The organism is Arthrobacter sp. 05L45_2 (assembly GCF_056397525.1).
In genome coordinates this window covers 1-3,434 of the sequence record NZ_JBFTNO010000261.1, presented here as the reverse complement: position 1 = coordinate 3,434, position 3,434 = coordinate 1, and the positions used below count along the sequence as shown (strand labels likewise).

At 68.9% G+C, this 3,434-nt stretch carries 3 protein-coding genes; all 3 read right to left on the bottom strand.

Annotated elements, in window-relative coordinates; translation table 11 throughout:
* Positions 1-1,938 (bottom strand): MMPL family transporter (locus tag AC1DHD_RS15095; protein ID WP_476880494.1); only part of this gene is annotated, 1,938 nt, incomplete at its 3' end.
* A gap of 1 nt (position 1,939) precedes the next feature.
* Positions 1,940-2,641, bottom strand: a complete 702-nt coding sequence (locus AC1DHD_RS15090; RefSeq protein WP_476880493.1) for a TetR/AcrR family transcriptional regulator — start codon at positions 2,639-2,641, stop codon at positions 1,940-1,942.
* A 68-nt stretch (positions 2,642-2,709) separates the two neighbouring features.
* Positions 2,710-3,078: a YbjQ family protein gene (locus AC1DHD_RS15085; protein WP_476880492.1), complete on the bottom strand. Its 369-nt coding sequence runs from the start codon at positions 3,076-3,078 to the stop codon at positions 2,710-2,712.
* Between the last annotated feature and the right edge of the window lie 356 nt (positions 3,079-3,434).

Here is a 3,434-nt window from a genome sequence, read left to right as displayed (position 1 = left end):
GATCAGGGACAGCCCGACGACGATCGCCAGGTACGGCGGGAGCGCGTCACCGAGTTTGGTGGAGACATCCACGTTGCCGGCGGTCTGGCCGGTCAGGCCGATGCTGACGCCGGTGCTGTCCTTGATCTGGCCCTTCTCGGCGCGCAGCTCGGAGACCACCTTCACGGTGCTGGCGCTGGCCGGGCCTTCGGTGGGCAGGACCTGGAACACCGCGGTCCGGCGGTCCTCGCTGAGGGCCAGCGGGATGGCGGCCGCCACGTTGTCCGTGGCGCGCAGGATGTCCGCGACGTCGAGCTGTTTGCTTTGTGCTTCGGCGGCGGTCAGCCCTGCGGGGAAGTCGCCCACCACGATGATCGGGCCGGTCATGCCCTCGCCGAAGCTGCGCTTGGTGACGTCATAGGCCTTGAACGCCTGCGAGGCCACCGGCTCGGAGCTGGCGTCGGGAAGGGCCAGGCGCAGCTGGCTCGCGGGCAGCGCCACCACTCCCAGCAGCAGCACCCCGGCCAGCAGCGACAACCACGGGTGCCGCGTGACCACGCCGCCCCAGCCGTGGCTGCTGCGGTATTCGTCCCGGGCCCGGTCCTCGGTGTCGTGGCCCGGCGCGGCGTTGTGCCGGTCAGCCTTCGCCCAGGCGCGCTTGGAAACCAGCCGGCGGCCCACCAGCGACAGGACGGCCGGCGTCAGGGTCAGGGCAACGACGACGGCGACAGCCACCGTGGCGGCGGCGGACAGGCCCATCACGGCCAGGAACGGCAGCCCCGGCACCACCAGGGCGGAGAGGGCGATGATCACCGTGAGGCCGGCGAAGAGCACGGCGTTTCCGGAGGTGCCGGTGGCCAGGGCCACGGATTCCTCGGTGTCCATGCCGGCGAGCAGCTGGCCGCGGTGCCGGTTGACGATGAAGAGGGAGTAGTCGATGCCCACTGCGAGGCCGAGCATCAGGGCCAGCATGGGGGAGATCGAGCTCATGTCGAAGGCGCCGCTGAGCGCGAATGTGCCGCCGACGCCGACGGCTACACCGACGATCGCCATCAGCAGGGGCAGGCCTGCGGCGATCAGGGTGCCGAGCATCACGATCAGGACCAGGGCCGCCACGGCGATGCCGATGATCTCCGCGGTGCCGAAGATCTCGGAGATGTCCTCGCTGATTTCCTTGCTGGGCAGCGCGGTCACGTTGGCGGCGGATACTTCCTTGACGATGTCTTGGACGTTCTGGCGCACCTCCGGCTTGAGCCCGTTGATCGAGGTCTTGAACTGGACCTGCGCGATCGCGGCCTTGCCGTCCTCGGAGACAAACCGCAGGCCCTTGGAGGCGTCCAGCTGGCGTTTGCCCAGGGCCAGTTTGGCGTCACCGGACGCTAGTTCCTTCTTCCCGGCGTCGAGCTTTGCCTGGCCAGCGGCGAGGGCTGCCTTCTGCTGCCCGAGTTGGGCCTCGATGGCAGCGGGCGGCAGGCCCGCGGCGGCCATCTGCTTCTCGGCGTCGGCCAGCTGGGCCTTGCCGGCGGCGAGCTCGGCGGCGGCCTTGTCCAGCTGGGTCTTGCCGGCAGCGGCTTTCTGCTGGCCCGCGGTGAGGTCGGTGGAAGCCTTGTCCAGCTGGGCCTGGGTAGTGAAGGGGTCCACGGTGCCCTGCACGTCGGGGAGGGTCTTCAGCTTGGCCAGGGCCGCCGAGACGGCCTCCTTGCCGGCCTGGGAGAACTGCGCGTCATTGGCTTCGAAGACGATGCTCGCGGATCCGCCGGAGGAGGACGGGAGTTCCTTCTTGAGCTTGTCCGCCATCTGCTGGGTCTCGGTGCCCGGGATCTGGAAGTTGTTGGACAGGGTGCCGTGGAAGGCCGCCGCGGCTCCGCCGACGGCCACCATAACGGCGAGCCAGAGGGAGATGACCAGCCAGCGGTGGCGGTAGGAGAACTTGCCGAGGCGGTAGAGCAACAGAGCCATGTCAGGACCGATCTTGGGAAGGGGCGGGGCTGGAGGCCGCGGGGGCCGCCGGGATGGCGAATCCGGAGCCCAGCAGGCTCATGGAGTCGATAAGGAGCTGGCGAAGCGTGGACAGCGACTCCGCGGACAGGGAGCCCCCGCAGCGGTCGAACCAGACGTCCATGGCGGCCTTGCCGCAGTAGATGACGGAGCCGGCCAGTGCGCGCAGGTACAGTTCGTCGACCTCGACGCCGGTGCCCGGGGTGAAGCGTTCCCTGGCGGCGTCGATGATCTCGGCCGCGCAGTGGTCCCACGCTTCGAGCTCGGACCGGTTCAGCTGCGGGTTGGACTGGCTGAGGCTGTAGAGCTCGGCCAGCGGGGCCACGGTCATGGGGTCGGCCAGGGCAACCAGGGCCGCCCGGGCCGATTCCAGGATGGGCTCGGTGGAGGGGCGGAGCCGGAACTGCTGCAGCGCGGTGTCCAGGAACCCCTGCGTGACCGAGGCGATGGCACCCTCGGTGCTGCTGAAGTAGTTGAAGAACGTCCGACGGGAGATCCCGGCGGTCTCGGCGATGTCCTCCACCGTAAAATTGCCGGGACCTTTGTCGCGGAGCAGGCCGTGCGCGGCGTCCGTGATGGCCTGCCGGGTGGCGGTCTTGTTCAGTTCACGGCGCGACGGCGGTGCGGCTGTGCCCGGCGGGCCCGCGAGGGGAGGAGTAGGCATGCGCTTACACTATGTGCATGTTTGCACTCCGTGCAACTTTGTGGCGACGGGATACGCCMCGGAAATCGTCAGCTGCTGAGCTGGATGGACTGGCCCGTGGCGCCGGGCTCGCCCTCGCGCAGCGGAATCGCGAAGACCGCCGTCCCGTAGGCGCAGATCTCCGTCCAGTTGTTGGCCATATGCGCGGTATCGAACCGCATGGCCACAATGGCATTGGCGCCCCGCTGGGCGGCCTCGGCGGTCATTCGGGCCATGACCTCCTGCCGGCTCTCGTAGAGCACCTGCGTCAGCTCGCGCAATTCACCGCCGGCCAGGGACCGGAGGCCCGCGACCACCTGAGCGCCGACGTCCCGCGACCGGACGGTCAGGCCCATAACTTCGCCGAAGACGGCGTCGATCCGGTGGCCGGGGATCTCGTTGGATGTGACGATCAGCATGACCTGAGCCTAGCCACCCGGCGGCCCTGTGCAAGGGGCCGGTGCGGGAAATGCGCACCAACATTCACAGGAACATAAAAGGTTCCCAACAGCTCCCACAGAACCTCGTGGCCCAGACTGGAAGTACCTTGTGAGTAGGACGTAGGCAACGGAGCCGTCGCTGGACGGCAGATCCAGGAGAGCGCACATGACACGCACGAAGAGCATCACGCTGGGCATTTCGGCCGGTGTCCTCGCCATCGGCGCGGGCCTTGGTATCGCCGGGATGGCCTCCGCCACCACGACGCYGGCGCCCAGTCCCAGCGCCAGCGCCTCGCCCGATGCGCGGAACGGGGAGCCGGGCGACGGGATGGGGA

Bases quoted from the DNA above. Each gene is read 5' to 3' on its own strand.
- AC1DHD_RS15090 (WP_476880493.1), bottom strand. From the start codon at position 2,641: ATGCCTACTCCTCCCCTCGCGGGCCCGCCGGGCACAGCCGCACCGCCG.
- AC1DHD_RS15085 (WP_476880492.1), bottom strand. From the start codon at position 3,078: ATGCTGATCGTCACATCCAACGAGATCCCCGGCCACCGGATCGACGCC.